This is a genomic window from Salmonella sp. 32070601201500089SM (assembly GCF_017573605.1).
Classification (GTDB): Bacteria; Pseudomonadota; Gammaproteobacteria; order Enterobacterales; family Enterobacteriaceae; genus Salmonella; species Salmonella enterica.
Window position 1 is genome coordinate 45,517 of record NZ_JAGETK010000003.1, and the last position, 25,418, is coordinate 70,934.

Sequence of the window (25,418 nt, forward strand, 5' to 3'; positions counted from 1 at the left end):
GTGAAATACAATACGATGAATAACGACGAGATTATCCTGTCGTTGTGCGCCCGCTTAAAGGAGACGCGTCTGTCTCTTTCGATGACCCAGCAGCAGCTTGCCGATCGCGCGCACGTTGGCATCGCCACCATCAAGCGTATCGAGAAGGGGGGAGGGCTCAATCTTGATACGTTAATTTCTCTCCTGCGGGCGCTGGATAAGTTGCATAATCTTGATGCGGTGCTGTTTGAATCCGAGCTGCGTAATTTTCACGAAAGTTATGAAGGTGGAGAGGGCAGCGGCCGCCTTCAGGTACGCCAGCAGGCCGCGGATTTAAATAATAAATCTTCCGCGCCGCAGTCGGAGGAGGTGAATTACAGCGCGGCGCTGGAAAATTCATTATGTTGGTGACGTCTCACGCTCGTCCCGTAAATACCGGGCATGAAAGCGCAGATGGTCCTCGATGAAGGACGCAATAAAATAATAGCTATGATCGTAGCCAGGCTGGATTCGTAGCGTCATCGGCCAGGTGGTTTGCCGCGCGGCTTCCGCCAGTACGGCGGGCTGAAGTTGATCGGCGAGGAATTGATCGCTGTCGCCCTGATCGATGAGCACAGGAATGGCGTCCTGCGGCTGGCTGGCCAGCATTAATTCGCAGCTATCCCACTCAGTCCAGGCTGATTCATCTTCGCCGAGATAAGCGGTAAGCGCTTTGATTCCCCACGGCACGCGGCTGGGGTTGACGATAGGCGCAAAAGCAGAGACGCTGGTGTATTTGCCCGGATTTTTCAGCGCCATGATTAATGCGCCGTGGCCGCCCATCGAGTGCCCGCTGATGGCGCAACGGTCGCTGACGTTAAACTGTGTCTGGATAAGCGCCGGAAGCTCATCGCGCAGGTAATCGTACATGCGATAATGGCTGGCCCAGGGCGGCTGTGTGGCATTGAGATAAAACCCGGCGCCGTGGCCTAAATCGTATCCGCTATCGTCGGCGACCTGTTCACCGCGTGGACTGGTATCCGGCATCACCAATACAATGCCCAGTTCTGCTGCGATACGCTGCGCGCCTGCTTTGGTGGTAAAATTCTCATCATTGCAGGTCAACCCGGACAACCAGTACAGTACCGGAGGCGGTTCATTATCCTGAGTCGGCGGAAGAAAAATGCTGAATGTCATGGCGCAGTTTAGCGTGGCGGCATGATGACGCCAGCGCTGCTGCCAGCCGCCAAAACATCGGTGCTCTTCGAGCATTTCCATGCGGGGGCTCCTTTTATAGTGAACCTGATAAGGTATGCAGATTCTTCATAATACAGATTATTCACCGCGTTGTGAGTAACTTTCACTTCCGTAATACATAAACATGCTTCATCATTTAAATAACGTTGCGTTAACAAATATGCCCTTTGTCCTGCCAGCATTCTCGCACCGGAAAAGATGTCATGAAAGGCAGCGACAATTTCAACAATTATGGGCGTGAATACTGGATTATGTGCGCTACCTCACGCACAATAATCACACTGTCACAATATTGACAAACTTTGCCCCATGCAGGGCAGAGGCGCCACACCTGCAGGAGAACACGATTAATGCCATCACTCAGTAAAGAAGCGGCCCTGGTTCATGACGCGCTGGTTGCCCGGGGGCTGGAAACGCCGCTGCGCCCGCCTATGGATGAACTGGATAATGAAACGCGAAAAAGTCTTATCGCAGGGCATATGACTGAGATTATGCAGTTGCTGAATCTCGATTTGAGCGATGACAGTCTGATGGAAACGCCGCATCGTATCGCTAAGATGTACGTTGACGAGATTTTCGCCGGCCTCGACTATGCCAATTTCCCGAAAATTACCCTCATTGAAAATAAAATGAAGGTGGATGAAATGGTCACCGTCCGCGATATCACGCTGACCAGCACCTGTGAACATCACTTCGTGACCATTGATGGCAAAGCGACCGTCGCGTATATCCCCAAAGATTCCGTGATCGGCCTGTCGAAAATTAACCGCATCGTGCAATTCTTCGCCCAGCGTCCGCAGGTTCAGGAACGTTTGACCCAACAAATTCTGACGGCGCTGCAAACCTTGCTCGGCACCAATAATGTAGCGGTATCGATTGATGCGGTGCATTACTGCGTGAAAGCGCGCGGTATTCGTGACGCAACCAGCGCCACGACGACGACGTCGCTGGGCGGATTGTTTAAGTCCAGCCAGAATACGCGCCAGGAGTTTCTGCGTGCCGTTCGCCATCATCCATGATTAAGGCGGAGACGATGGAACGTAATGTCACGCTGGATTTTGTACGTGGCGTCGCTATCCTCGGTATCCTGCTTCTTAACATTAGCGCCTTTGGATTGCCGAAGGCGGCTTATCTCAATCCCGCCTGGTACGGCGCGATCGTTCCCGAAGACGCCTGGTCCTGGGCGATTCTCGATATTGTGGCGCAGGCTAAGTTTCTTACTCTGTTCGCGTTGTTGTTTGGCGCGGGGCTACAAATGCTGCTTCCGCGTGGTAAACAGTGGATTCAGTCGCGCTTAACGCTATTGGTACTGTTAGGTTTTATCCATGCGTTATTCTTTTGGGACGGCGACATTCTGCTGGCCTACGGTCTGGTCGGGTTAATTTGCTGGCGACTGGTACGCGACGCGCCTTCGGTAAAAAGCCTGTTCAATACTGGCATACTCCTTTATCTGGTCGGGATTGGCGTGCTACTGCTGCTGGGCGTGGTATCGAGTAGCGAAACCAGCCGCGCCTGGACGCCGGATGCGTCGGCAATATTGTATGAAAAATACTGGAAGCTGAATGGCGGCATGGAGGCTATCAGCAACCGGGCAGAGATGCTGTCGAATAGTTTACTGGCGCTCGGCGCGCAGTATGGCTGGCAACTGGCGGGTATGATGCTGCTGGGCGCCGCGCTAATGCGTAGCGGCTGGCTGAAAGGTCAGTACAGTCTGCGGCACTATCGCCGTACCGGGGCTCTGCTGGTGGCGTTAGGGCTAATGATCAACCTGCCTGCGGTCATCTTACAATGGCGGCTGGACTGGGCGTACCGCTGGTGCGCCTTCTTATTGCAGGCGCCGCGCGAACTGAGCGCGCCGTTGCAAACGCTGGGCTATGCCGCGCTGATGTTTGGCTTCTGGCCGCAGCTTAGCCGATGCAGACTGACGCTTGCCATTGCCTGCGTAGGGCGAATGGCGCTGACCAATTATCTGCTGCAGACGATCATCTGTACCACGCTGTTTTATCAGTTTGGCTTATTTATGGAATTCAATCGGCTGGAACTCTTGTTCTTTGTCGTTCCGGTATGGGCAATAAACCTTCTCTTTTCCGTCATCTGGCTACGTTTCTGGCGACAGGGACCGGTCGAGTGGTTATGGCGTCAACTCACGTTGCGCGCGTCAGGATCGCTCAGATAACGATCTGAATCACATTCATTAACAAAATCGCTGTAACCGTTTCCATCCCTGTGATGTTTCTCACGTAGTCCTGGGCAGGGTGCTGACAAAATAGCCGCCTGTTAACGGGGCATTTGTGAGCATTTTTGAACTCAAACAGGGCAGTGAATATGATCACCATTCGTGATGTAGCGCGCCAGGCTGGCGTGTCTGTAGCGACCGTTTCCCGCGTACTGAATAACAGCGCGTTGGTCAGTCCCGACACCCGTGACGCCGTTATGCAGGCCGTCACCCTGCTGGGATATCGGCCAAATGCGAATGCGCAAGCGCTGGCCACCCAGGTGAGCGACACCATCGGCGTCGTGGTCATGGATGTTTCCGATGCCTTTTTCGGCGCTCTGGTGAAAGCCGTAGATCTGGTCGCGCAGCAGCACCAGAAATATGTTCTCATTGGCAACAGTTATCATGAGGCGGAAAAAGAGCGCCATGCGATTGAAGTCTTGATCCGTCAGCGTTGTAACGCATTGATTGTTCACTCAAAAGCCTTAACCGATCGCGAGCTGAGCGACTTTATGGATCAGATCCCCGGTATGGTGCTGATTAACCGTATCGTGCCGGGTTATGCGCATCGTTGTGTTTGTCTCGACAATGTGAGCGGCGCCAGAATGGCGACCCGAATGTTGCTGAATAATGGACATCAACGCATCGGCTACCTGGCCTCCAGCCACCGTATTGAAGATGACGCGATGCGCAGAGAAGGGTGGTTACACGCGCTGCAAGAGCAGGGGATTGCTGCGTCGGAGAGCTGGATAGGCACCGGCACGCCGGACATGCAGGGCGGCGAGTCGGCAATGGTTGAGTTGCTGGGACGCAATCTGCAACTGACGGCGGTATTTGCCTATAACGATAACATGGCGGCGGGCGCGCTGACGGCGTTAAAAGATAACGGCATCGCCATTCCCTTGCATCTGTCTGTCATCGGTTTCGATGATATCCCTATTGCTCGTTATACCGATCCTCAGTTGACTACCGTGCGCTATCCTATTGCTTCTATGGCGAAAATCGCGACCGAGCTGGCGTTACAGGGGGCCGCAGGCACGCTGGATATCACGGCGACGTACTGCTTTATGCCGACCCTGGTGCGGCGCCATTCGGTGGCATGGCGACAGAATGCGGTACTGATCACTAACTGATTACGCCCCGCATGTAACCGTTTTCAATCTGTGAGTAAATTCACAGTTTATTAACATTGTGATAGCTATGATGACAACGTTTGTCGCACTGTAACTAATGTGTAACAGTTAGTTGTCAGTTTTGCTGGGGTATTTCGCTTATAAAAACCGTTATCACAATATCCCGCGACTACCGGACAAAAATAAAGAGTTGAATAAGAGCTTATCCCATTAGGGCTATTTTACTTGCCATTTTGGACCTGGGCAGTGCTCGCCAAAACGCGTTAGCGTTTTGAACGCCGCTAGCAGCGGCCCGAAGGGCGAGCGTAGCGAGTCAAACCTCACGTACTACGTGTACGCTCCGGTTTTTGCGCGCTGTCCGTGTCCAAACTGGCTGCGCCAATAACGCCTGGTGGGATAGGCTCTAAATACGCTTCGGCGTTCAGTAACATGCGTTAACGTGCTGAACAGCCGGGCATTTTTTTACGCTATACCCTACATAATAAAACCGGAGCTACCATGAATAAGAAGGTACTGACCCTTTCTGCCGTGATGGCAAGTCTGTTATTCGGCGCGCACGCACACGCGGCTGATACTCGTATTGGCGTGACGATTTATAAATATGACGATAACTTTATGTCCGTGGTGCGTAAGGCTATTGAAAAAGATGGCAAATCCGCGCCGGATGTTCAGCTACTGATGAATGACTCGCAAAACGATCAGTCCAAACAGAATGATCAAATTGACGTTTTATTGGCGAAAGGGGTTAAAGCTCTGGCGATTAACCTGGTCGACCCGGCAGCCGCCGGTACGGTGATTGAGAAAGCGCGCGGGCAAAATGTGCCGGTGGTGTTCTTTAACAAAGAGCCTTCCCGCAAAGCGCTGGACAGCTATGACAAGGCGTATTATGTCGGGACTGACTCTAAAGAATCCGGTGTGATTCAGGGCGACTTGATTGCCAAACACTGGCAGGCGAATCAGGGTTGGGATCTGAATAAAGACGGTAAAATTCAGTATGTTCTGCTGAAAGGCGAGCCGGGGCACCCGGATGCTGAAGCCCGTACGACGTATGTGGTGAAAGAGTTAAATGATAAAGGTATTCAGACCGAGCAACTGGCGTTAGACACCGCTATGTGGGATACCGCGCAGGCAAAAGATAAGATGGATGCCTGGCTGTCTGGCCCGAACGCTAACAAGATTGAAGTGGTTATCGCGAATAACGATGCGATGGCGATGGGCGCGGTAGAGGCGCTGAAAGCGCATAATAAATCGTCGATTCCGGTCTTTGGCGTCGATGCGTTACCGGAAGCCCTGGCGCTGGTGAAATCGGGCGCGATGGCCGGTACGGTACTGAATGACGCCAACAATCAGGCGAAAGCGACATTCGATCTGGCGAAAAACCTCGCCGAAGGCAAGGGCGCGGCTGACGGCTCCAGCTGGAAGATTGAGAACAAAATCGTGCGCGTGCCTTATGTCGGCGTGGACAAAGACAATCTGAGCGAATTTACCCAAAAATAACTTTTCCGTCTGTGGGCGCAATTTTGTTGCGCCCTGAAACCGTGGAAGGGTGACGCGCCGCAGACCGGATAACGTATTTCTTTTGCCATCCGGCGCGGATAGTCATAATTAAAAAGGCCGACAGGGTATCATTATGGGCAGCACGATTTCTCCGCCGTCGGGTGAATATTTGTTGGAAATGCGTGGCATTAACAAATCATTTCCCGGCGTGAAAGCGCTTGATAATGTCAACTTAAACGTTCGTCCGCACTCTATTCATGCATTAATGGGCGAAAACGGCGCAGGCAAATCAACATTATTAAAATGTCTTTTCGGTATTTATCAAAAAGACTCCGGCAGCATTGTATTTCAGGGAAAAGAAGTGGACTTCCATTCGGCGAAAGAAGCGCTGGAGAATGGGATTTCGATGGTACACCAAGAGTTAAACCTGGTATTACAACGTTCGGTCATGGATAACATGTGGCTGGGGCGTTATCCCACCAAAGGTATGTTTGTCGACCAGGATAAAATGTACCAGGATACCAAAGCGATATTTGATGAGCTGGATATCGATATTGACCCGCGCGCGCGCGTGGGAACGTTATCCGTTTCGCAAATGCAGATGATCGAAATTGCGAAGGCGTTTTCCTATAACGCTAAGATCGTTATTATGGATGAACCGACCTCATCGTTAACTGAGAAAGAGGTTAATCATCTGTTCACCATTATTCGCAAGCTGAAAGAACGCGGCTGCGGTATTGTTTATATCTCGCATAAAATGGAAGAAATTTTTCAATTGTGCGATGAAATTACTATTTTGCGCGACGGTCAGTGGATTGCCACCCAGCCGCTGGAAGGGCTGGATATGGATAAGATCATTGCGATGATGGTCGGGCGTTCCCTGAACCAGCGCTTCCCGGATAAAGAAAATAAGCCGGGCGACGTGATTCTGGAGGTACGTAACCTGACCTCGCTGCGCCAGCCTTCCATTCGCGATGTCTCCTTTGATTTGCACAAGGGCGAAATTCTGGGCATTGCCGGTCTGGTTGGGGCAAAGCGTACCGATATCGTCGAAACGCTGTTTGGCATTCGTGAGAAGTCGTCCGGGACAATCACTTTACATGGCAAGAAAATTAATAATCACACTGCGAACGAAGCGATTAACCACGGTTTTGCGCTGGTGACGGAAGAGCGTCGTTCCACCGGAATTTACGCCTATCTGGATATCGGATTTAACTCATTAATTTCGAATATCCGTAATTATAAAAATAAAGTGGGGTTACTGGATAATTCCCGGATGAAAAGCGACACCCAATGGGTCATTGATTCCATGCGGGTAAAAACGCCGGGGCATCGCACGCAAATTGGTTCGCTTTCCGGCGGCAATCAGCAAAAGGTGATCATTGGTCGCTGGCTATTAACGCAGCCGGAAATATTAATGCTGGACGAACCGACCCGCGGCATTGATGTCGGCGCAAAGTTTGAAATTTATCAGCTTATTGCGGAACTGGCGAAAAAAGGCAAGGGGATCATCATTATCTCTTCTGAAATGCCGGAGCTGTTAGGGATTACCGATCGTATCCTGGTGATGAGTAACGGTCTCGTTTCCGGCATTGTCGATACTAAAACAACAACGCAAAACGAAATTTTGCGTCTTGCTTCTTTGCACCTTTAAGATCAGGGGCTCCTTATGAGTGCGTTAAACAAGAAAAGCTTTTTGACCTGGCTGAAAGAGGGCGGAATTTACGTCGTTCTTTTAGTGTTGCTGGCGATTATTATTTTCCAGGACCCGACTTTTTTAAGTTTGCTGAATTTAAGTAATATTCTGACGCAATCTTCGGTACGTATTATTATCGCGCTGGGCGTGGCGGGACTCATCGTCACCCAGGGGACAGACCTGTCGGCGGGGCGTCAGGTAGGGCTGGCGGCGGTCGTGGCGGCAACATTACTGCAATCAATGGAAAACGCCAATAAAGTGTTTCCGGAAATGGCGACCATGCCGATTGCGCTGGTCATCCTGATTGTCTGCGCGATTGGCGCGGTGATTGGCCTGGTGAACGGCATCATCATTGCTTACCTGAATGTGACGCCGTTTATTACCACGCTTGGCACGATGATTATCGTTTATGGAATCAACTCCCTTTACTATGACTTTGTCGGCGCTTCGCCCATTTCCGGCTTTGACAGCGGCTTTTCCACCTTTGCGCAGGGCTTTGTGGCGATGGGCAGTTTCCGGCTCTCCTACATCACCTTTTACGCCCTGATTGCGGTAGCGTTTGTCTGGGTGTTGTGGAATAAGACCCGCTTTGGTAAAAACATTTTTGCTATTGGCGGCAACCCGGAAGCGGCAAAAGTTTCTGGAGTAAACGTGGCGCTGAACCTGCTGATGATTTATGCGCTCTCCGGCGTGTTTTATGCCTTCGGCGGCTTACTGGAAGCAGGGCGTATTGGTTCTGCCACCAACAACCTCGGCTTTATGTATGAACTGGATGCGATTGCCGCATGCGTGGTCGGGGGCGTATCGTTTAGCGGCGGAGTGGGTACGGTCTTCGGCGTGGTAACCGGCGTCATTATCTTTACCGTCATCAACTACGGCCTGACCTATATCGGGGTAAACCCGTACTGGCAGTATATTATCAAAGGCGGCATTATCATTTTCGCCGTGGCGCTGGACTCGCTGAAATACGCGCGTAAGAAGTAGTTATCCAGACGTATTACTTTGCTTATCAGATAACCCGGCGCAGTGAAACTGCGCGCCGGGCTTCATACCGTGAGCTACAGCGTTAACGCGTGTTCTTTTTCGCCTTTTTTAAATTTGACCTCGCCTAAATCAATACAGGCGACCGGGCAGACATGACCGCACAGCAGACAACCGACGCATTTTTCCGTATTGCAATGCGGCGTGCGGCTGTGTTCATCCCACTCCATCGCCTGATGACCGCCGTCATAGCAGGAGATATAGCAACGTCCGCAGCCGACGCATTTCTCCTGATTAATCCGCGGATAGACGATATAGCTGCGATCCAGCTCTTCCGCCGGGATAATATTGCCATTCGCCAGCCCGATCATCTCCTGTAATGAGGCAAATCCCTGATCGGCCAGATAGTGGCTGAGGCCGCTCGCCATATCTTCTACAATGCGGTAACCGTATTGCATAATGCCTGTCGTCACCTGTAGGGTCGCCGCGCCCAGCAGCAGAAATTCGGCAGCGTCTTCCCAGGTTTCAATGCCGCCGATACCGCTAATCGGGAAATCGCGCAGTTCAGGGTGCATTCGCAACTGCTGGATAAAACGCAGCGCAATGGGTTTCACCGCTTTTCCTGAATAACCGGAGATACTGGATTTACCGTTAACCACCGGCATCCCGATTTTGCGGTTCAGGTCGATGTTAGTAATGGATTTCACGGTGTTGATGGTGGCGATACCGTCGGCCCCGCCGCGTTTGGCGGCCAGCGCGACTTCACACATATCGCCAATATTCGGCGTCATTTTCGCCAGCATTGGCAAAGATGAACCGCGTTTTACGGCGCGGCAGTATTTTTCAACCAGTTCCGGGCTTTGCCCTACATCGCTTCCCATGGCGTGCGAGGTCATCTGCGGGCAAGAGAAGTTACACTCAATCATATCCGCGCCGGCTTCTTCAACCAGACGCGCCAGTTCCTGCCACTGCTGCTCATTTTCCCCCATGATGGAAGCAATCAGCACCTTATCCGGATAATCCTGTTTTAGCCGTCGAATGGCGGCCAGATTCTCTTCCAGCGGATGCTCAGCAATTTGCTCCATGTTTTTGAAACCAATAAAACCGGTATCTTCTTTCGTCAGGTGGTCAAAACGTGGAGAGACTTCGTTGGCAATAAAAAAACCAATGGTTTTAAAAACGATCCCGCCCCAGCCGGTATCATAGGCTTTGGCGCACATCTCATAACAATTGCCTACCGGAGAAGAAGAAAGGCAAAACGGATTGGGAAACTTAACGCCGCAAAAGGTAACAGACAAATCTTTTGTTAACATGAGCAGGCCTCCTCTAAATAATGATGAATAGCCTGAGCGGCTTCTTTTCCGGTTTTTACCGCATAAACGACGGTCTTATCACCTTTAACAATATCGCCAGCGGCAAAGATCGCCGGGTCGTCGGTTTGATAATTATGCGTGTCGATAATATTATGCTGCGCTTTTATCTCCGCAAAGGTATCCAGTCGCGCGTGCTGCCCTACGGCCAGAATAATATTTTCCGCTTCCAGCGTCAGTTCTCCTGAGTGGCGTACATGGTGGAAGGTCACTTTATTTCCGCTGACGGCGACAGGCGTAAAACCATCAATAATCGATACGCCTAATGCCTGCGTGCTGGTAAATTCTTTTTCGCTGGCGGGAAATTGGGCTAATTCTTCCCGCGCCACGCAGGTGACGGAAGGGCAGCCGAGAATTTTTAACGTACTGGCGACATCCATCGCTACGTCGCCGCCGCCAATAATTAATGCGCTACGCGGAACGCTAATATCGCCGTCGGCCTGACGGGCGCGCTGTAAAAAATCAACGGCAATCTCTACGTGACTGGCTTGCTCAAATAACGGTAAATCAGATCCACAGGACATCCCGACGGTCATCAGCACGGCGCGATATTCGGCTTTGAGTTGTGCAAGCGATAGCGACCCGCCCACCTCACAATTACATTTAATATTGACGCCCATTTCTACAATGCGGGCAATTTCCTGATCGAGTACGCTTTGCGGCAGACGAAATGCCGGGATGCCGTGACGCAGCCATCCGCCGGGCTGCGGCTGTTTTTCGTAAATGGTGACGTCATAGCCTAAATGCGTGAGCGTCACGCTTGCCTGCAAACCTGCCGGACCCGCGCCAATAATCGCGACTTTCCCGCGTGTTTTACTCCCGGGCTGATAAATCTGCATGGCAGTCTGCTGTTCAAAATCGGTAATAAAACGTTGCAGGCGTGCAATATCAATAGGTTTATCTATCCCGGAACGTGTACATCCGCGCTGGCATAATTTTTCCGTCGGACAGACTCTGGCGCAGACGGCGCCAAGCGCATTATTTTCCCGGATAGTTTCCGCTGCGCCTTTAAAATTGCGAAAGTAAATAGAACGAATAAATTTCCCCGGATCGGTTTGCGCCGGGCAAGCCTGACTACAGGGCGCATCGTGACATAATAAACAACGTGAAGCCTCTTTTATTGCCAGTAATGGCGTAAAACCAGGCGTGAGTTCATCCAGATAATTTTGTTGCGGCATATAATCTTCCTTAATGCTTGAATAAATTAAGGCGAAACGCAAATAACGCGTTTTAATGATCTAAAATCTACCGCCAGCCTAAGCATTGAAAGAAGGGTATTCTGTGAAAGAATTCACAAAAAAATGAAACCAGAATGCAAAACAGCATTTGTTCCTTATATCATAATAATAACTATTCTCAATTTTAAAGGGATAATAAATAGATTAACGATAAAAAAGAAGATAAATAATCATTCCAGTAAATAAAAAACCGCAACCGGTATAAAGAAAAAGATAAGACCAATATTGTACGGGATCGGCATGGCGATAGACATAAACCGGTTTTCGCGCATTTTTGACAACTTTATCTACCGCGCCGGTTCGCCAGCCTTTCCAGGCCTCACGGAAGCAAAAAAGCGGGAGTAGCAGAAAGGCTAATATGACAAATATCGTCTGTACATCCATGATCATTTCCCTTTTTTCTTTTCCAGTTCAAGCAATTGTTCCGGCGTAACTGCCGGATACCCCTGGGCGTCATTCGGCACCTGATGCTGCGTGGGAATAGGTACCAGCGGGCCTAAAAAACGCGGTTCGCGTTTAAAAATATAGAGATCCGCCAGCGCACTAAAGCGGGCGCCAAATTCGCGCAGGCGCACTGTCAGCATATTTTTGGGTGAAGGTACCGCGTAACACTGCGCCTGAATGCCCATATGCAACGCAATAAACAAGGCGCGTTCGCAGTGGAAGCGCTGAGTGATGATAATAAAGTCGTTGGTATCAAACACTTTGCGGGTACGCACAATGGAGTCAAGCGTACGGAAGCCAGCGTAATCAAGCACAATGTCCGCAGGATCGACGCCCGCCGCGATAAGGTCTTTGCGCATGGTCATCGGTTCGTTATAGCTTTGCAGGGCATTGTCGCCGCTGAGCAGCAGGTAATTGACTTTACCGCTATTGTAAGCGTTTAACGCGCCCTGGATACGATAACGATAGTACTGATTAATGACACCCTTGCGATAGTATTTGGCTGTCCCTAACACGACGCCAACCTGGCGGTAGGGGAGATCCTGTAGCTCGTCATAGATATAGGGCGCAGTTTTCCAGCTCATCCACCGATCGAGGCCAAGCACCGTCAACAGCAGCAAGCCTACCAGGACCAACAGGCTGTAAAACACGCGCTTTAACATGCAGGAAACTCGATACCAGGATGAAAGTACGATCAGGCTACTGTACCCGAAGACGTAGCGCAAGAAACCGCCGTCTGATTGCGGAGATTTTCAGCATGATTTCCCTTGTATCGGGTCGCGGGAGAGGAGAGTCAGGCCGGATAAGACGCCAGGGCGTCGCTATCCGGCACATTTGCTTAGCCGAGAAGCACGCGGTCAATATTATGGCAACCTAACGCTTTCAGCGTTGCGGCGGTGGCATCCCATTGAATTAATGCTGCATCGCCTTTTTCCGCCAGAATCGCACGCTGAATATCCGCATAGTCATAGCCATTGAGACTCAGCAGGTTTAGCGCGCCTTGCAGCGGGGGAAGCGTAGGGTTAAAGGCGGCGTTTTCCGCATAGCTGCCGGTGAAAATACGGCCATCTTTACATTCCAGCGCCACGCCGCTCGGTGAGTGGCTATAAGGCATATGGCTCTTATTGGCTGCCGTAATCGCCGCTTGCGTTAGCGTATCGCCCGTTAACGTAAAGCCATGATCCTGCTCGTCCATCAGCAGCGTTTTGATCTCCAGATCTTTTGGCCCGAAAGCGTCAGGCAGATAATCGCGTAACGTATGCGGCGCGCGGCCCGGCAGATGAATGCGCAGATCCAGACCGCTGTTCAGCTCGTTCATAAACTGGCGACAGTGGCCGCAAGGCGTGTAGTTAACGGTGACGGCGGCGAGCCCTTTTTCGCCGCGTAGCCAGGCGTGGCTAATCGCGCTTTGTTCAGCATGCACAGTTTGTTGCATGGTGGCGCCCAGGAACTCCATATTCGCGCCGAAATACCAGTTGCCGCTAACGCCGCGCGCAATCGCGCCGACGTTAAAATGGGACAAATCGGTACGGGCGCAGGCCGCCGCCAGAGGTAACAGTGCGAAAGCCAGCGCGTCTTCGTCCAGTCCCGCCGTATTTTTAAGCGTCGAGACCTGCTCTGCGGTCAGCATGGCGGGAAAATGGTGGTCCGCCAGGATAGGGGCCAGCGCTGATTGCAAATTATCCGCAAGCTGGGCAAAAGCAGTTTGAAAACGTGGATGCATGGCGTTGCCTCATAACAATGTAATGGAACCGTAGTTTACGGGCCTGCTATGTCTTAATATGTGATCTAAATCTCATTGCTTATGCAACTTGTGAAACTTAAATGAAAAATGCGCGACGTATCGCAAATTTTAACCCGGTCTTTTGTCCCGTCGTTAGCGCATTACCGCCAGAATGAGCGGAAACAAAAAGGGCGCTACCAGCGAGGTAATAATGCCGCAGATCACCAGCGCCAGGGAGCTAAACGCGCCTTCCTGGTAATCCAGCTCGGCGCAGCGCGCAGTACCGAGCGCATGTGAGGCGGTCCCCATTGCCAGCCCGCGTGCGGCCTTAGTACGGATGTGCATCGCGTTTAACAGCGTGTGGCCAAACACCGCGCCCAGAATACCGACAAAAATTACGCATACCGCGCTGATCGCAGGGATGCCGCCGATGCTGCCGCCCACCGCCATCGCGATAGGCGTAGTCACGGATTTAGGCAGTACCGATGCCGCGATTTCAGGCGTTGCGCCCATCAGCAAGGCAACGGATGTCCCGGTAATCATCGCTACCAGACTGCCGACAAAACAGATGCTAATAATGGATTTCCAACGCGCGCGAATCTGGTGCAACTGTTCATAAAGGGGATAGGCCAGCGCCACTACCGCCGGTTGCAGCAGATCGTTAAGTACTTCGCTGCCTTTGAAGTAGTGCTCGTAGGGAATACCGGTCAGCAACAGAAAAGGAATAATGACTACCATTGCCACCAGCAGCGGATTCAGCAACGGCATTTTAAAATGCGCCGCCAGTCTGCGGGCGGCGAAAAATACCGCCAGCGTCAGCGGTAACGACCACCAGATATATGTCATCATTTTTTCGTTCCCTTCTGCCCAACCACTTTACGCTCACCGTGTATCAGATGTGAACTCCAGCTTACGACCACAAAAACGACCAGCGTACTGATAGCGCAAGAGACCACCACCGGGCCGAATTGCGCGCGCAGTAAGTCAAAATATTGCATGACCCCAACGCCAATCGGCACAAACAGTAACGCCATATAACGAATCAGCACATAACAGCCGGGGTTAACCCACTTTGCCGGCAGAATTTGCAGCGCCAGCAATACAAACAGAATTAACATCCCGATAATGCTGCCGGGAATAGTGATAGGAAGCAGTGATGCAAGAAAAATGCCTGCGTACAAACAGGCATAAATCAATACAAAAGCGCGTATATATTGCCAGATAATATTCAGTGACTTACTCATGTTTAAAGCCCTTGATGAGATGGATTCATCATACAATTAAACGTTAAAACGTGCTACCGATCACATCATGAATTCTTAGCATAGTGGGTATAGACAGCAGGAACATCGGGCAATGCCCCTGGTCGGCGGCGTTAAACCTGGGCTAAAAAATACAAAAAGCGACTCAGGGCCAAAGACGGCGTCTCATTCTTACGCCAGAACATCCCTACGCTGCCTTTTTGCTCAATTTTTGGCAAGTTTAAAATCGCCAGTTGCCCCTGGCTGGCATAGCGTTGCGCCAGCCGTAAAGAAAGAATAGAGATCATATCGCTGCTTTGCAGCAAATTGGTGCTGACGTTCATTGACGCTGACTCAATGGTGTTTTCCGGGAGCATGACGCCGTTATCGACGAGGGCGTTATCAATACTGATGCGAATAGGGGTGCCGGTTGGCCAGACTATCCATCGCCAGTGCGCCAGATCGCTCCAGGCGATCTGCGCTCGCGCGGCCAGCGGATGGTGCGGACGCGCCACAAAGCAGACCGGCTCGGTATAAAGTACCTGATAATTAAGCGGCAGTTGCAGGGCGCGGCCGCCGACACGCCCTACCACCACATCCACCTGACCGGCAAGCAAATCGTGCAGCAGCGGCGTCATTACCTTCTCTTCAATATTCAGATGCAGCGTCGGCATTTCGTTAAGCAGGCTCAGAATCGCCTGTGATACGCAGTCAGTCGCCACGGGCGAACAGCCGATCTTCAGGCTGCCAACCAGGCCGCCCTGCTTGAAACGGGCGATTTCATACTGTGAACGCTCCAGATCGTTAATTAGGCGCTGGGCGTGCTGGAGCAGTAATTTACCGCCTTCCGAGGGGCGTAGTCCTTTACTGTGGCGCTCAAAAAGCGTGATGCCTATCTCATCTTCGAGTTGAGATAACCACTTCGATAGCGCCGGCTGGGAGATATTCATCATCCGGGCGACGTGCGTCAGGTTGCCCTGTTCGCCCAGCGCAACCAGCGTTTGCAGGTGATGTAATTTTAATTTCTGCGCCCAGTTCGCCATTCGCTATAACCTCCAGGTTATGTCTCTGCCTGAAAAGTCATTGTACATTTTATCGCTCACTCTACAAACTCGTAACATAGCAAACATAAAAACAACATCTATCTCCCTGCACTGAGGCATTAGCTATGACTCAACGACGTGATCTACAAGCCCTTATTGATGCCGCGCCCGTCGGCAAAATGCAGTGGCGCGTTATCATCTGCTGTTTTCTGGTGGTTATGCTCGACGGTTTCGACACCGCCGCGATTGGCTTCATCGCCCCGGATATTCGTACTCACTGGCAGCTAAGCGCCAGCGAACTTGCGCCGCTGTTTGGCGCAGGGCTGCTGGGGCTTACGGCTGGCGCGCTGCTATGCGGGCCGCTGGCGGATCGTTTTGGCCGCAAGCGGGTCATTGAGCTTTGCGTGGCGCTATTCGGCGCATTGAGCCTGCTTTCCGCTTTCTCGCCGGATATAGAAACCCTGGTGTTGCTGCGCTTCTTAACCGGTCTGGGACTGGGCGGAGCGATGCCGAATACCATCACCATGACGTCGGAATACTTTCCCGCTCGTCGACGCGGAGCGCTGGTCACGCTGATGTTCTGCGGTTTTACCCTGGGGTCGGCGATGGGCGGGATTGTGAGCGCGCAACTGGTGCCGCTGATTGGCTGGCACGGAATTCTGGCGCTAGGCGGCATCTTGCCTTTGATGCTGTTTTTCGGCCTGCTGTTCGCGCTGCCGGAATCTCCCCGCTGGCAGGTACGCCGCCAACTACCGCAAGCCGTTGTCGCCCGGACGGTCAGCGCCATTACCGGCGAGCGCTATCACGATACGCAATTCTTTCTGCATGAGACGGCAGCCATCGCCAAAGGCAGTATTCGCCAGCTTTTTGCCGGGCGACAGCTTGTCATTACCCTGATGTTATGGGTGGTGTTCTTTATGAGCCTGCTCATTATCTATCTGCTTTCCAGCTGGATGCCGACGTTACTTAACCATCGCGGTATTGATCTGCAACAGGCGTCGTGGGTGACTGCCGCATTCCAGGTTGGCGGCACGCTTGGCGCGCTGTTACTCGGCGTGTTGATGGACCGGCTTAACCCGTTCCGGGTACTGGCGGTGAGCTATGCGCTGGGCGCGGTTTGCATTGTCATGATAGGCCTGAGCGAAAACGGCCTTTGGCTGATGGCGCTGGCGATTTTTGGTACCGGCATCGGTATTAGCGGTTCACAGGTCGGGCTTAATGCTCTGACGGCGACGCTGTACCCCACCCAAAGCCGGGCGACGGGCGTGAGCTGGTCGAACGCCATTGGACGCTGCGGGGCGATTGTCGGTTCGCTCTCCGGCGGCATGATGATGGCCCTCAATTTCTCTTTCGATACGTTGTTTTTTGTCATTGCTATTCCGGCGGCTATCAGCGCGGTAATGCTTACCCTGCTGACGGTGGTTGTCCGCCTTTCGATTTCTGTACCTGACGACCTGCCGCGTGCCAGCGTCGTAAACGAATAAGGAGAATCTCCATGTCTGAAATAAATCAGAACGTAAAAGATAGCCGTCAGCAGTATTACCAGCATATTTCCGGGCAGAATCTGACGCCGCTGTGGGAATCGTTACATCACCTGGTACCGCAGACGCCAAACGCCAACTGCGCGCCGGCCTACTGGAATTATCAGGAAATTCGTCCGCTACTGATGGAAAGCGGCAATGTCATTGGCGCGAAAGAGGCGATCCGCCGGGTGCTGGTGCTGGAAAATCCGGCATTGCGCGGTCAGTCGTCGATCACGGCGACCTTATACTCTGGTTTACAGCTGATCCTGCCCGGCGAAGTCGCGCCGAGTCATCGCCATAACCAGTCGGCGCTGCGTTTTATCGTCGAAGGTAAAGGCGCATTTACCGCGGTGGACGGCGAGCGCACGCCAATGCATACCGGCGATTTTATCCTGACGCCGCAGTGGCGCTGGCACGATCATGGTAATCCGGGGTCAGAGCCAGTGGTATGGCTGGATGGTCTGGATCTGCCGTTAGTCAACCTCCTGGGCTGTGGGTTTGCGGAAGACTATCCCGAAGATCAGCAGCCGGTGACGCGAAAAGAGGGCGATTATCTGCCGCGCTATGCAGCGAATATGCTGCCGCTGCGCCACCAGCGCGGGAACTCGTCGCCGATTTTCAACTACCGTTACGACCGCAGTCGCGAGGCGCTGCACGATCTGACCCGTATGGGCGATCCGGATGAGTGGGAAGGTTACAAGCTGCGTTACGTTAATCCCGTCACCGGCGGTTATCCGATGCCGTCGATGGGCGCGTTCCTGCAACTGCTGCCAAAAGGCTTTGCCTCGCGTGTGGCGCGGAGCACCGACAGCACTATCTACCACGTCGTTGAAGGGGCAGGGCAGGTCACTATCGGCAACGAAACTTTTCATTTTTCCGCAAAAGACATTTTTGTGGCGCCGACCTGGCATGAGGTGTCGTTTCGCAGCAGCGAAGACACGGTGTTATTCAGCTTTTCGGACAAGCCGGTTCAGGAAGCCCTGGGGCTGTTCCGCGAAGCACGTTATTAATTAGGGAGAGAGAACATGACCAAATATGTATTCCAGCCGCAGGCCCCGGTGACAGTACCCGTGGCGGGCAGTGATGAGCAGTTTCCGGTACGTCGCGTTTACTGCGTGGGTCGCAACTATGCCGCCCATGCCCGTGAAATGGGCTTTGATCCCGATCGCGAACCGCCGTTCTTCTTTTGTAAACCAGCGGACGCTGTCGTCCCGGTAGCGGAGGGGGATACCCTGGAACTGCCGTATCCGGCGCAGACCGATAACTACCATTATGAAATTGAGCTGGTGGTGGCGATTGGTAAAAAGGGGAGCGATATCCCGCTGGAAAAAGCCCATGAATATGTCTGGGGATACGCCACAGGTCTGGACATGACGCGTCGCGATCGTCAGATGGAAATGCGTCAGATGGGACGCCCGTGGGAAATTGGCAAAGCGTTCGATCTCTCCGCGCCCATTGCGCCATTACACAAAGCCGCTGAAACGCATAATGTGGATAACGCCCCTATTTGGCTACAGGTTAACGGCGAAGACCATCAGCGCAGCGATATTCGTCATCTGATTTGGTCGGTGAATGAAACCATCAGCTATTTGTCCGGCTTTTTTGAATTGCAGCCAGGCGATTTGATTTTCACCGGTACGCCAGAGGGGGTGGGCGCAGTGGTGAAAGGAGATGTCATCACCGGGAACGTAGAAGGTCTGACGCCGATTGCTGTGAAAATTGTCTGAGGTGAACGATGAAGCTGTACAGTTTCTTTAATAGTTCGGCGTCTTATCGTGTACGTATTGCGCTGGCGTTAAAGGGGATTGATTACCAGACAGTGGGCGTCAATATTCGTATCGGCCAGCAGAATGCGCTGGCCTACCGACGAATGAATCCGGTAGGCCTGGTGCCGACGCTGGTCACTGATGACGGCGAATCGTTGGGGCAATCACTGGCCATCGTCGACTGGCTGGACCGACATTTTCCGCAAACGCCGCTGCTGCCGACGAGCGACCCGGCGCGCAGCCAGGCGCTGGAAATTGTCTACGCTATCGCCTGCGATATACACCCAATCAATAACATGCGCGTGTTGCGCTACCTGACCGATGAGCTGAAGGTTAGCGAGGAGGATAAAAAACGCTGGTACGCCCACTGGATACAACAAGGGTTAAGCGCGGTAGAGCAGCTATTGCGTAAAAGTCAGTCCGGACGATTCTGCGTGGGCGACGCGCCAGGACTTGCGGACTGCTGCCTGATTCCTCAGTGGGCGAATGCGCTCAGGATGGGCTGCGATTTATCAGGCTATCCGCGCTGTAAAGCCGTTTATGACGCCTGCGTACAGCTACCGGCGTTTATTGCCGCCGCGCCGGAAAATCAACAAGATAAAATCCCGGCCTGAAAAGGAGAATGACCATGACTCACGTGACAAGCGCAATTATTGTAGGTGGCGGAATCGGCGGCGCGGCGACCGCGCTGTCGCTGGCGCGCCAGGGAATAAAAGTCATGCTGTTGGAAAAAGCGCACGAAATTGGCGAGATTGGCGCGGGTATTCAGCTTGGGCCGAACGCTTTTTCGGCGCTGGATAGTCTCGGTGTGGGCGATGTTGCCCGCCAGCGTGCGGTGTTTACCGATCACATTACCATGATGGATGCCGTGAATGCCGAAGAAGTGGTATGCATTGAAACCGGGCAGGCGTTCCGCGACCATTTTGGCGGGCCGTATGCGGTAATTCACCGGGTAGATATTCATGCAACGGTATGGGAAGCGGTGCTGACGCACCCTGGCGTGGAGTATCGTACCTCGACCCATATTGTCGATATCCGCCAGACGCCGGATGACGTTACGGTGTTTGATGAGCAGGGAAATAGCTGGACGGCGGATATTCTCGTGGGCTGCGACGGCGTTAAATCGGTCGTGCGGCAAAGTTTACTCGGCGATGCGCCGCGCGTAACGGGGCATGTAGTTTATCGGGCGGTGATTGATTGCGACGATATGCCGGACGATTTACGTATTAACGCACCGGTGCTGTGGGCAGGCCCGCATTGTCACCTGGTCCATTATCCGCTCCGTGGAGGTCAACAGTACAATCTGGTGGTGACATTCCACAGCCGCCAGCAAGAAGAGTGGGGCGTGAAAGACGGCAGTAAAGAAGAGGTGCTCTCTTATTTTGCCGGCATTCATCCCCGCCCGCGCCAGATGCTGGATAAGCCGACCTCCTGGCGCCGCTGGTCGACCGCCGATCGCGAGCCGGTCGCAAAATGGGGAACCGAGCGTATCACTCTGGTGGGCGACGCCGCGCATCCGGTGGCGCAATATATGGCCCAGGGCGCCTGTATGGCGCTGGAAGACGCCGTCACGCTAGGCAAAGCGCTGGAACGCTGCGACGGCGACGCGCAGCAGGCATTTGCGCTGTATGAGTCGGTGCGTATTCCCCGCACGGCGCGTATCGTCTGGTCTACCCGCGAGATGGGGCGTCTCTATCACGCCGCCGGGGTGGAGCGTCAGGTGCGTAATCTGTTGTGGAAAGGGAAATCGCAGGAGGCGTTTTATCGCGGTATCGAATGGCTGTACGGCTGGAAAGAAGATAACTGTCTTGAGCCGCGTTGAGCACTTTACGTGACGTAGCGTGGCGTTTGCGCCGCCACCCGGCAAAAAGTTTTGCTCATCGCAGAGAGGCGTTATGATAGCGCCTCTTTTTTTGCTGTGGATACCGATATGCGTGTTTTACTGGCGCCGATGGAAGGCGTGCTCGACGCGTTAGTGCGCGAGCTGCTGACCGAAGTGAATGATTACGATCTCTGCATCACCGAATTTGTGCGCGTGGTGGATCAGCTGCTGCCGGTAAAAGTGTTTCATCGCATCTGCCCGGAGTTGCATCACGCCAGCCGCACGCCGTCCGGCACGCCGGTGCGTATTCAGCTTCTGGGTCAGCATCCGCAGTGGCTGGCGGAAAACGCCGCGCGGGCGACGGCGTTGGGATCGTATGGCGTGGACCTGAACTGCGGCTGTCCGTCAAAAGTGGTGAACGGCAGCGGCGGCGGCGCGACATTGCTCAAAGATCCCGAACTCATCTATCAGGGCGCGAAAGCGATGCGGGCCGCGGTACCGTCGCATCTGCCGGTGACGGTAAAAGTGCGTCTCGGCTGGGATAGCGGCGATAGAAAATTTGAAATCGCCGATGCGGTGCAGCAGGCCGGCGCCAGTGAACTGGTGGTGCATGGTCGTACCAAAGCGCAGGGCTACCGCGCCGAGCATATCGACTGGCAGGCGATCGGCGAAATACGCCAGCGTTTGACTATTCCGGTTATCGCGAATGGCGAAATCTGGGACTGGCAGAGCGCGCAGGCATGTATGGCGACCAGCGGCTGCGATGCGGTGATGATTGGCCGTGGGGCGTTAAATATTCCTAACCTGAGTCGGGTGGTGAAGTATAACGAACCGCGTATGCCGTGGCCGGAAGTGGTGACGTTATTACAAAAATATACCCGACTGGAAAAGCAGGGCGATACCGGTTTATATCATGTCGCGCGTATTAAACAGTGGTTGGGATATTTACGTAAGGAATATATTGAGGCGACGGAACTCTTTCAGTCGATTCGGGCGTTAAACCGTTCGTCCGAGATTGCGCGGGCGATTCAGGCTATTAAAATCTAATCTCTACAGCGTCCAGAACGTGTGCCGGGCAGATACTATCACTGCCCGGCGCAGGAATCAGAAAATCATCTTAAACACGCCCGTTACCACCAACAGCCCAATCAGAAAAATAATTAAGATTGCCCATAAAAGAATTTTCATTGTTTGTCCCTTTATTGGTAAATACAAACAAAGTATAGGAAAGTATTAAGCCATCTGCTGCCTTGTTGGGCGCGGCGACGTTTAACTCATGAAGGCTGCTGGCGGGTATTGCAGCAAAATTGTTCATTTATTAACGAGTTAGTGGGGCTTTATACTGAAATATCACATCAAAAAATGTATTGCATGAAATTATTTGCTAATCATATAAATTTCAAAATATGTCTTTTGTTGTCTGATGATGTATTGCCACGCGTAACTAAAAAATAGATCGCCGTAAGACGTACTCTCTGCGCACCTTTTTTTATCAGAACACCTCCATGAATCGTAATTCTTTCCTTGCCGCGACAGCGAGCTTACCGCTTTTTATTTTGCTGGCGGGCTGCGCCCCTATGCACGATACCCGCCAGTCGCTGACCCAGCAGACGCCCTCTTCTCATGTTGATTCCAGCCTGCCGGCGGCATTGAAAAACGGTTGGCCGGATAGCCAGTGGTGGAAGGCGTATCACGATGCGCAGCTTGACGCGCTGATTGATAATGCCATACAGCATTCGCCGGATATGCAGGTGGCTGAACAGCGTATTCAACTGGCGGAAGCGCAGGCGAAAGCGGTTGAGGCGCAGGACGGCCCGCAGCTCGACTTTTCCGCTGACATTGAGCGCCAGCGAATGTCAGCGGAAGGGCTGATGGGGCCATTCGCGATTACCGACCCCGCGGCGGGAACGACCGGGCCGTGGTATACCAACGGTACATTCGGCCTGACGGCGGGCTGGGATCTGGATTTATGGGGGAAAAACCGCGCTGAAGTTACCGCGCGGATCGGGGCGGTCAAAGCGCGCGAAGCGGAGCAGGAGCAGACCCGACAACTGCTGGCAAGCGGCGTGGCGCGACTCTACTGGGAGTGGCAGACGCAGGCGGCGCTGAAAAATGTGCTGATGCAAATCGAGCATGAGCAGCAAAACGTGGTGACGGTAAACCGGGAGCTGTATCAACACGGCATTACTTCTTCTGTTGAAGGGGTCGAGACCGATATCGACGCCAGCAAAACCCAGCAGCAGTTGAATGACGTTAACGGTAAAATGAAGGTTATTGAAGCGCGGCTCAGCGCGTTAACCAATACGCAATCGGCGGCGCTCAAGCTGCGTCAGGTGAGTCTCCCCGCCGTTGAAAGCCAGTTACCGTCGCAACTGGGCTATTCGTTGCTGGCGCGCCGGGCGGATCTACAGGCCGCGCACTGGTACATTGAATCCTCGTTGAGCAGCATTGACGCCGCGAAGGCCGCGTTTTATCCCGATATCAATCTGATGGCTTTTTTACAGCAGGATGCGTTACATCTGAGCGATCTGTTCCGCCATTCCGCACAGCAATATGGCATTACCGGAGGGCTGACGCTGCCGATTTTCGACAGCGGCAGGCTGAATGCCAACCTCGATATCGCCAAAGCGCAAAGCAACCTTTCTATCGCCAACTACAACAAAGCGGTGGTAGATGCGGTTAATGATGTGGCGCGCGCCGCCAGTCAGGTAGAGACGCTGGCGCAGAAAAATCAGCATCAGCAGCAGATTGAGCATGACTCGCAGCGTGTGGTCGGTCTGGCGCAAGCGCGCTTTAATGCCGGTATTATTGCGGGTTCCCGCGTGAGCGAGGCCAAAATCCCGGCACTGCGCGAGCAGTGTAACGGCTTGCTGTTGCAGGGCCAGTGGCTGGATGCCTCCATTCAGCTTACCAGCGCGCTGGGCGGCGGTTATCATTCCTGATTTTTCCGGATGATTCAGACAGGGTTCCTATACTTAGGCTGTGTATGATTCATCCGGAGAGGAATATGACCAAAGTCGCAATTGTAACGGCATCAGATTCGGGAATTGGCAAAGCGTGTGCGTTGTTATTAGCACAAAACGGTTTTGATATTGGTATCACCTGGCATTCCGATGAACGCGGCGCGCAGGAGACGGCGAAAAAAGCGGCGCAGTTTGGTGTGCGGGCAGAGACCATTCATCTTGACCTGAGCCAGTTACCCGAGGGCGCGCAGGCCATTGAACATCTTATCCAGCGCCTGGGGCGCGTTGACGTGCTGGTCAATAATGCCGGGGCGATGACCAAATCCGCGTTTATTGATATGCCGTTTACGCAGTGGCGGCAAATTTTTACCGTGGATGTCGACGGCGCGTTTCTCTGCGCGCAGATCGCCGCCCGGCATATGATTAAACAAGGAGAGGGAGGGCGCATTATCAACATCACCTCCGTCCATGAGCATACGCCGCTTCCGCAAGCCAGCGCCTATACCGCGGCGAAACATGCGCTGGGCGGATTGACTAAATCCATGGCGCTGGAACTGATTGAGCATCATATTTTGGTCAACGCCGTCGCGCCAGGCGCTATCGCCACGCCGATGAATGATATGGATGACAGCGACATTGAGCCGGGATCGGAACCCTCGATCCCTATCGCCCGACCAGGTTCTACGCATGAAATAGCCAGCCTCGTCGCCTGGCTGTGTTCGGAAGGAGCAAGCTACACCACCGGTCAGTCGCTGATTGTCGACGGCGGGTTTATGCTGGCGAATCCGCAATTCAACGCAAAATAAACGCCGGGTGCCGGATGGCGGCGTTATGCCATCCGGATACCATCGGGTTTAACGGGCCTCCGCTTTGCCGCGTCTTTTCAGCCACCAGCGCACGCCCACCACCAGGACGATGGCCAGAATCAGCCAGACTCCGTGCCTGAGATGCTGATCGAGGTCGTGCAGCCATGGCGCGATCACCTCGCCGCCAAGATATCCCAGCGTGGTAAACAGCAGCGCCCAGATCAGCGCGCCTACAATATTCAGCGGCAGAAAAATTTTAGGCGGCAGGCGGCTGGCGCCAATCAGCAGCGGGCCAACCACCCGGAAGCCGTACATAAAACGCGTGCCGATCACAAATAGATACGGATGGCGTTGGATCATTTTCTGCGCGCGACGAATCTTCGTATGATAACGGGGGAAACGACGCAGGATCTTCCCGCCATAGCATCGTCCTAACAGATAAAGTAGCTGATCGCCCATCATCCCTCCCAGCGCGACAGCCGCCGCCACCAGCGGAAACTTGAGCAATCCCTGATGCGCCGCGACGCCCCCCAACAGGGTAACGGTTTCACCTTCGGCCATACTGCCGATAACCAGCGCCGCATAGCCATAATGCGTAATAAGCGTGTTGATATCCATGCGTAAACCACCTCCGGCATTAAGCATACACCCTGACAAGAGGCGTGCGCGGCAAAGCCGACGTTTTGCCGGAGACTATTTCGCTATTGTTCATAAAATAACCAGAAACTGAATTATACTTGAA

General features: G+C 53.2%; 26 protein-coding genes. 15 read left to right on the forward strand and 11 right to left on the reverse strand.

Annotated features, from left to right (window positions below; translation table 11 throughout):
* Positions 1-390 carry a helix-turn-helix domain-containing protein gene (locus tag J4728_RS05995; protein WP_000876817.1) on the forward strand — a complete coding sequence of 130 codons (390 nt, stop codon included), beginning with the start codon at positions 1-3 and terminating at the stop codon, positions 388-390.
* On the opposite strand, the gene fghA is transcribed toward J4728_RS05995, so the two are convergent.
* Positions 379-1,236: an S-formylglutathione hydrolase gene (fghA, locus tag J4728_RS06000; RefSeq protein WP_000425491.1), complete on the reverse strand. Its 858-nt coding sequence runs from the start codon at positions 1,234-1,236 to the stop codon at positions 379-381. The genes J4728_RS05995 and fghA overlap by 12 nt on opposite strands.
* Positions 1,237-1,565: 329 nt before the next feature.
* Here fghA and folE point away from each other — a divergent pair, with 329 nt between their 5' ends.
* From folE to mglC, 6 genes are all read left to right on the forward strand, one after another.
* Positions 1,566-2,234 carry a GTP cyclohydrolase I FolE gene (folE, locus tag J4728_RS06005; protein WP_001139611.1) on the forward strand — a complete coding sequence of 223 codons (669 nt, stop codon included), beginning with the start codon at positions 1,566-1,568 and terminating at the stop codon, positions 2,232-2,234.
* A gap of 14 nt (positions 2,235-2,248) precedes the next feature.
* Positions 2,249-3,391: a DUF418 domain-containing protein YeiB gene (yeiB, locus tag J4728_RS06010; RefSeq protein WP_001540444.1), complete on the forward strand. Its 1,143-nt coding sequence runs from the start codon at positions 2,249-2,251 to the stop codon at positions 3,389-3,391.
* A 149-nt stretch (positions 3,392-3,540) separates the two neighbouring features.
* Complete coding sequence (galS, locus tag J4728_RS06015) at positions 3,541-4,563, forward strand: HTH-type transcriptional regulator GalS (protein WP_208211409.1); 1,023 nt, start codon at positions 3,541-3,543, stop codon at positions 4,561-4,563.
* Between the two features lie 498 nt (positions 4,564-5,061).
* Complete coding sequence (gene mglB, locus J4728_RS06020; protein ID WP_208211410.1) at positions 5,062-6,060, forward strand: galactose/glucose ABC transporter substrate-binding protein MglB; 999 nt, start codon at positions 5,062-5,064, stop codon at positions 6,058-6,060.
* Positions 6,061-6,193: 133 nt separating this feature from the next.
* A complete protein-coding gene (mglA, locus tag J4728_RS06025; RefSeq protein WP_000535908.1) occupies positions 6,194-7,714 on the forward strand; it encodes a galactose/methyl galactoside ABC transporter ATP-binding protein MglA in 1,521 nt (506 codons plus the stop codon).
* A gap of 15 nt (positions 7,715-7,729) precedes the next feature.
* Positions 7,730-8,740, forward strand: a complete 1,011-nt coding sequence (mglC, locus tag J4728_RS06030; protein WP_001275101.1) for a galactose/methyl galactoside ABC transporter permease MglC — start codon at positions 7,730-7,732, stop codon at positions 8,738-8,740.
* A 74-nt stretch (positions 8,741-8,814) separates the two neighbouring features.
* Here mglC and preA read toward each other — a convergent pair whose 3' ends face one another.
* The 8 genes from preA to J4728_RS06070 all read right to left on the reverse strand — a co-directional run bounded on the left by preA (position 8,815) and on the right by J4728_RS06070 (position 15,796).
* Positions 8,815-10,050, reverse strand: coding sequence for an NAD-dependent dihydropyrimidine dehydrogenase subunit PreA (gene preA / locus J4728_RS06035; protein WP_000956097.1), 1,236 nt, complete (start codon positions 10,048-10,050; stop codon positions 8,815-8,817).
* Entirely contained in the window at positions 10,044-11,285 is a 1,242-nt protein-coding gene (locus J4728_RS06040; protein ID WP_001136406.1) for an NAD(P)-dependent oxidoreductase, read from the reverse strand. Before J4728_RS06040 ends, preA begins: the two co-directional genes overlap by 7 nt.
* 204 nt (positions 11,286-11,489) lie before the next feature.
* Entirely contained in the window at positions 11,490-11,735 is a 246-nt protein-coding gene (locus J4728_RS06045) for a DUF2542 family protein (protein WP_000605187.1), read from the reverse strand.
* The gene (gene sanA / locus J4728_RS06050) at positions 11,732-12,451 is read right to left on the reverse strand and encodes an outer membrane permeability protein SanA (protein ID WP_000920081.1); all 720 of its coding nucleotides are present in this window, start codon (positions 12,449-12,451) and stop codon (positions 11,732-11,734) included. Before sanA ends, J4728_RS06045 begins: the two co-directional genes overlap by 4 nt.
* A 176-nt stretch (positions 12,452-12,627) precedes the next feature.
* A complete protein-coding gene (gene cdd, locus J4728_RS06055; RefSeq protein WP_000553526.1) occupies positions 12,628-13,512 on the reverse strand; it encodes a cytidine deaminase in 885 nt (294 codons plus the stop codon).
* Between the two features lie 153 nt (positions 13,513-13,665).
* The gene (locus tag J4728_RS06060; RefSeq protein WP_000989296.1) at positions 13,666-14,361 is read right to left on the reverse strand and encodes a CidB/LrgB family autolysis modulator; all 696 of its coding nucleotides are present in this window, start codon (positions 14,359-14,361) and stop codon (positions 13,666-13,668) included.
* Positions 14,358-14,756 carry a CidA/LrgA family protein gene (locus tag J4728_RS06065; RefSeq protein ID WP_000045719.1) on the reverse strand — a complete coding sequence of 133 codons (399 nt, stop codon included), beginning with the start codon at positions 14,754-14,756 and terminating at the stop codon, positions 14,358-14,360. Before J4728_RS06065 ends, J4728_RS06060 begins: the two co-directional genes overlap by 4 nt.
* 131 nt (positions 14,757-14,887) lie before the next feature.
* On the reverse strand, positions 14,888-15,796 hold the full coding sequence (locus J4728_RS06070) for a LysR substrate-binding domain-containing protein (RefSeq protein WP_000024658.1): 909 nt from the start codon (positions 15,794-15,796) through the stop codon (positions 14,888-14,890).
* A 125-nt stretch (positions 15,797-15,921) separates the two neighbouring features.
* On the opposite strand from J4728_RS06070, the gene J4728_RS06075 reads away from it, so the two are divergent.
* The 6 genes from J4728_RS06075 (at position 15,922) to dusC (ending at position 21,954) form a co-directional block, all read left to right on the forward strand.
* Positions 15,922-17,280 (forward strand): MFS transporter, encoded by a 1,359-nt coding sequence (locus J4728_RS06075; RefSeq protein WP_208211411.1) that lies wholly within the window; start codon positions 15,922-15,924, stop codon positions 17,278-17,280.
* Positions 17,281-17,291: 11 nt separating this feature from the next.
* Positions 17,292-18,329, forward strand: a complete 1,038-nt coding sequence (gene gtdA, locus J4728_RS06080) for a gentisate 1,2-dioxygenase (protein ID WP_208211413.1) — start codon at positions 17,292-17,294, stop codon at positions 18,327-18,329.
* 15 nt (positions 18,330-18,344) lie between these two features.
* Positions 18,345-19,046 (forward strand): fumarylacetoacetate hydrolase family protein, encoded by a 702-nt coding sequence (locus J4728_RS06085; RefSeq protein WP_000170626.1) that lies wholly within the window; start codon positions 18,345-18,347, stop codon positions 19,044-19,046.
* A gap of 8 nt (positions 19,047-19,054) precedes the next feature.
* A complete protein-coding gene (gene maiA, locus J4728_RS06090; RefSeq protein WP_000781183.1) occupies positions 19,055-19,699 on the forward strand; it encodes a maleylacetoacetate isomerase in 645 nt (214 codons plus the stop codon).
* 14 nt (positions 19,700-19,713) lie between these two features.
* The gene (locus tag J4728_RS06095) at positions 19,714-20,907 is read left to right on the forward strand and encodes a 3-hydroxybenzoate 6-monooxygenase (protein ID WP_000150103.1); all 1,194 of its coding nucleotides are present in this window, start codon (positions 19,714-19,716) and stop codon (positions 20,905-20,907) included.
* A 108-nt stretch (positions 20,908-21,015) separates the two neighbouring features.
* A complete protein-coding gene (gene dusC, locus J4728_RS06100) occupies positions 21,016-21,954 on the forward strand; it encodes a tRNA dihydrouridine(16) synthase DusC (RefSeq protein ID WP_001264839.1) in 939 nt (312 codons plus the stop codon).
* A gap of 57 nt (positions 21,955-22,011) precedes the next feature.
* Here the strand turns inward: dusC and yohP are convergent, their stop codons facing one another.
* Positions 22,012-22,095 carry a small membrane protein YohP gene (gene yohP, locus J4728_RS24255; protein ID WP_000698460.1) on the reverse strand — a complete coding sequence of 28 codons (84 nt, stop codon included), beginning with the start codon at positions 22,093-22,095 and terminating at the stop codon, positions 22,012-22,014.
* Between the two features lie 317 nt (positions 22,096-22,412).
* On the opposite strand from yohP, the gene mdtQ reads away from it, so the two are divergent.
* Together mdtQ and J4728_RS06115 are read left to right on the forward strand one after the other, a co-directional pair.
* Positions 22,413-23,849 (forward strand): multidrug resistance outer membrane protein MdtQ, encoded by a 1,437-nt coding sequence (mdtQ, locus tag J4728_RS06110; RefSeq protein WP_001081458.1) that lies wholly within the window; start codon positions 22,413-22,415, stop codon positions 23,847-23,849.
* A gap of 65 nt (positions 23,850-23,914) precedes the next feature.
* The gene (locus J4728_RS06115; RefSeq protein ID WP_000169608.1) at positions 23,915-24,676 is read left to right on the forward strand and encodes an SDR family oxidoreductase; all 762 of its coding nucleotides are present in this window, start codon (positions 23,915-23,917) and stop codon (positions 24,674-24,676) included.
* A gap of 48 nt (positions 24,677-24,724) precedes the next feature.
* On the opposite strand, the gene J4728_RS06120 is transcribed toward J4728_RS06115, so the two are convergent.
* Positions 24,725-25,294: a DedA family protein gene (locus J4728_RS06120; RefSeq protein ID WP_001523476.1), complete on the reverse strand. Its 570-nt coding sequence runs from the start codon at positions 25,292-25,294 to the stop codon at positions 24,725-24,727.
* Positions 25,295-25,418 lie beyond the last annotated feature (124 nt).